At 59.5% G+C, this 4,172-nt stretch carries 2 protein-coding genes; one reads left to right on the plus strand and one right to left on the minus strand.

The window, feature by feature from the left end:
- The coding region (locus tag WBP53_RS03500; RefSeq protein WP_423925982.1) for a delta-60 repeat domain-containing protein at nt 1–1,515 on the plus strand (1,515 nt) is incomplete at its 5' end.
- A 181-nt stretch (nt 1,516–1,696) separates the two neighbouring features.
- Here WBP53_RS03500 and WBP53_RS03505 read toward each other — a convergent pair.
- Nucleotides 1,697–4,172 (minus strand): delta-60 repeat domain-containing protein (locus tag WBP53_RS03505; RefSeq protein WP_423925984.1); only part of this gene is annotated, 2,476 nt, incomplete at its 5' end.

Genomic DNA, 4,172 nt, shown 5'->3' on the forward strand with positions numbered 1-4,172 from the left:
AACCTGGAGAGCGCGTTCGATCCCGTTGCAAACTTCGAGGTCAGTGAAGTCGCCGAGCAGGCCGACGGAAAGTTGCTGATCGGTGGGCAGTTCTCGAACGTTGGTGGCCACAGTCGACAGAAGATCGCCCGCCTCAACACCAATGGCAGCGTCGATGCGACATTGAATCCCGGCAGCAACGCCTCGGTCCCTGCGATCGTGCAACAGCCCGACGGCAAGCTCATGGTTGGTGGCGGATTCGTGACGATCGACGGTCAGCCACGCAACCGCATCGCCATGCTCGACGGAGACGGTCAAGTCGATACGGATTTCGATCCGAATGCCAATGGCCAGGTCGGGGCGATTCTCCAGCAATCGGATGGCAAGCGTGTTGTTGCCGGTACATTCACGATGATCGGCAGCACCTCGCGCAACCGAATAGCTCGGCTCAACGCGAGCGGAACTCACGACTCGAGCTTCAACCCTGGCGCCGGTGCCGATGGCCTGATCCGGGCCCTGGCAGAACAGCCGAATGGGCAAGTTCTCGTCGCGGGAAGTTTCACCACGTTTGATGGCCAGCCGCGCAAGGGCATCGTGCGACTCAATGTAAACGGGTCCGTCGATGCTGCATTTGCCCCGGTGTTGAATGGCATTGTCTATTCGATGGCGATCCAGGCGGATGGTGCTATCGTCATTTCAGGCAATTTCACGACGATCGATGGTCAATCACGCAATCGCATCGCGCGCCTCCATGCAGACGGCACTGTCGACTTGTTCTTCAATCCAGATGTGAATGGCACGATCTCCGCGATAGCCATCCAGGAAGATGGAAAAATAATGGTTGGCGGCAACTTCACGATCATCGGTGGCCAGACGCACGCCAATCTCGCGCGCTTGAATGCCGATGGCAGCGCCGATGCGTCGTACAGCCCAGGCGTTGACGCACAGGTCAACGCGTTGGCGTTGCGAGCAGACGGCGGGATGTACCTGGGCGGCAACTTCTTGACGGTGAACGGTCAGCCGCGTGCAACCCTTGCCCTGCTTGATGCGGATGGCAATCTCGACATGTCCTTCAATCCGGGCACCAACGGAAGCGTGCAAGGACTTGCCGCGCAAACCGATGGCAAGCTCGTCGTCGGTGGATTGTTCACGACACTCGGTGGACAGCCGCGCAGCAACCTCGGCCGCCTGAATGCCTCCGAAGCAGTCACCGATTCACTGCAGTTCCTCGGCTATTCAAACGGCCCGAGCGAAATCCGCTGGCTACGATCCGGCGGTGCGCCGGCGCTGAACGAGCCACCGCAACTGAAATTCTCGTTGAACGGAAGTACTTTCGGCTTGATCGGCTCGATGCAGCGCATCGAGGGCGGTTGGCGCTACGTCGGCTTCGAACCGCCACCGAATTCAGCTTTCTATCTGCGGGCCAGCGGCTCGACGCGTTCTGGCTTTAGCAATGGTTCGGGGAGTTTTGTCCAGAAGGAGCTTCCGGCTTCCACCGCTTCGAACGATGGCATCTTCATCGACGGCTTCCAGTAGCAGGCCAAAGTCTATCGAGGTGATCGGGCGCACGGATGGCTGGGCGGAAGCCGCGATGTGCGGATTCCGCAGTCGCGATGTCGGAACAAGCGGGATGGCTTGGATCAATCCCGCTTGTTTCAACGTCGTCATCAACCCCGGCTGACCCCATGCAGTTTCCGCAAGTCGAATCCTTGTCAGGTCACAACGGCAATTCATCGAACCCGTCGATGAAGATGCCGTCGTTGTTGGTGATGAATGCCTGGCGCGTGGCCTGGATCAGGCTCGATCCGGCGTAGTACCCGAAGCTGTTCTGCGCGGCTGCGCGCAAATAAAACTGAGTGGAGGCGGGTGGAGCGGTGCTGATGAGTTTCCAGCCAGATGCCGTGCGCTGCATGGTACCAATTGGCGAGTAGACGATGCCATCCAGCGAAACGCTCAACTTCGGTGGCAGGGAAAGCTCAGGCCCGCTGCCGGCGCGGGTCCAGCGAATCACGCTCTCGCCACTGCTGTAGGCAACGACGTCCAGTGAGTCGTTCACGGGCGCCGGTGAGCTCAGTCGCGCAAGGGCGTCTCGAGGTGCTCCCTCGAGTGCGCTAAAGTTTCCACCTGTTGTCAACTTGCCATCCGCTTGAAGCATCAACGCAAAGACAAAATCGTTCGCTCCGATAGCCAGTGCCGGATCCAGACTGCCGTCGGCATTGAGTAGCGCGATGTATTTGCGTGTCTGGCCATTGATGTCGGTAAAGGTTCCGCCCAGGGCAATTTTTCCATCAATTCCGATCGCGATAGCCAAGGCTAGATTGTTTATTTCAGTCGTGAATCCCACGTCGACATCGCCATTCGCTTCAAGCCGAGCGATGCCAGTGCGAGCCAGCCCACCTACGGTTGTGAAACTTCCCGCTGCCAGAATCTTGCCGTCAGGCTGTATAGCGGTCGATACGACGATGCCTCCGAAGTCCGGGTTGAAATCGGTATCCACGCTGCCATTGGCATTCAGGCGTGCGACGCGATTGCGCGTGATGCCAGAGATCGAGGTAAAGATCCCGCCGAGAATGATTTTCCCGTCGGGCTGCACGGATATCGAGTTGACGGGTGCGTTCGGGACGGGACTGAATGATGGATCGACGCTGCCGTCGGCATTGAGTCGCGCAATTCCCGAACGCGGCACACCATCTATCATTGTGAAAGTGCCAGTCACCAGGAGCTTGCCATCGGCCTGTGGGACGACGCTATAGACATCGTTGTCGGCACTTGGGGTAAAGCTTGGGTCAACGCTGCCATCCGTGTTCAGACGTGCCAGATGGTTGCGCGACAAGCCACCAATTTCCGTGAACGCACCGCCTGCGACGAGCTTTCCGTCCGGTTGCACAACCAGCGAATACACGACAGCGTTGGCACCAGGATCAAACTCGGGATCCACCGATCCATCCGCGTGCAGCCGCGCTATGCACAATCGAGAGACTCCCGCCACGGAGCTGAATGCGCCGCTCACGAAAAGTTTGCCGTCGGCCTGCTGGACGATGGCGGCGATGGAACTGTCCGCTCCGGGATCGAACGTGGCGTCGAGCTTGCCATCCAGATTCAGACGCGCGAGGCGGCCTCGCGATTGTGAATCGACCTGCGTAAAGTTGCCGCCGAATACGACCTTGCCATCAGCCTGGATTTCCAGAGCGAAGACCACGCCGTTGGCCATCGGCACAAACTCCGGGTCCACGCTGCCATTCGTATCCAGTCGTGCAATTCGCTCGCGCATGAAGCCACCCACCGTGTGGAAGCGACCACCGATCACGATCTCGCCTCCGGATTGAACGAGGACCGTTTCGACATCGTGATCGGGACTGGCCTGGAACGTCGCGTCTGTGGTCCCGCCGGTATTCAGGCGCCGGATTGCGTTCACGTTGATGCCTGCGTCGATAAAGCTGACTCCGGCTGCCACCAGCTTTCCATCGGACTGAAGGGCCAGATCGTTGATCGGGTTGAAGGCGCCGCCGACGTATGAACCATCGAGTGTGCCGTCTGCGTTCAATCGCGCGAGATAATCCCGCGCCGTGCCCGCGATCGTCTGGAAGTTGCCGCCGACGATGATCTTGCCATTCGGCTGCAGTGCAAATGCCCTGATTTCACCGTCCGCACCGGGATCGAAGGTTGCGTCCAGACTCCCGTCTGCGTTCAGCCGGGCAATATTTCCGCGCGGTGCGCCGTTGACAGTTCCAAAACTTCCGCCAATAACGATCTTGCCGTTCGCCTGTGCTGCGATGGCGTTCACTCGAAACGCCGCGCCGCCTGCCACAGGGGGCGCAAAGCCGGCATCGACGCTGCCGTTGGCATTCAGGCGCGCGATGCGGCTTCTGGGAAGGCCATCGACTTGCGAAAACGATCCGCCAATCAGGATGCGACCGTCTGTTTGCACGTCCACGGCAAGCACCGTGTTGTCCACGGTGGTTGCCGCAAATCCGGGATCGACTTCACCATCGGCAAGGAGCCGGGCAATGCGAACGCGAGCTTGCCCGGCGATGTTCGTGAACTGACCGGCAACGATCATCCTGCCATCGGCCTGTACCGCCAGGGCTCTTACGGCGTTGTCCGCGTCCGCGACAAATCCGTCCTCGACGTTGTACGCCCAGGATGTGCTGCAAGAAAGCAGCAGAACGCAAATCAACCGCAAACACCGTAAT

Origin of the sequence: Dokdonella sp., from assembly GCF_049593775.1 — a bacterium.
In the GTDB taxonomy this organism is placed as follows: Bacteria; Pseudomonadota; Gammaproteobacteria; order Xanthomonadales; family Rhodanobacteraceae; genus Dokdonella.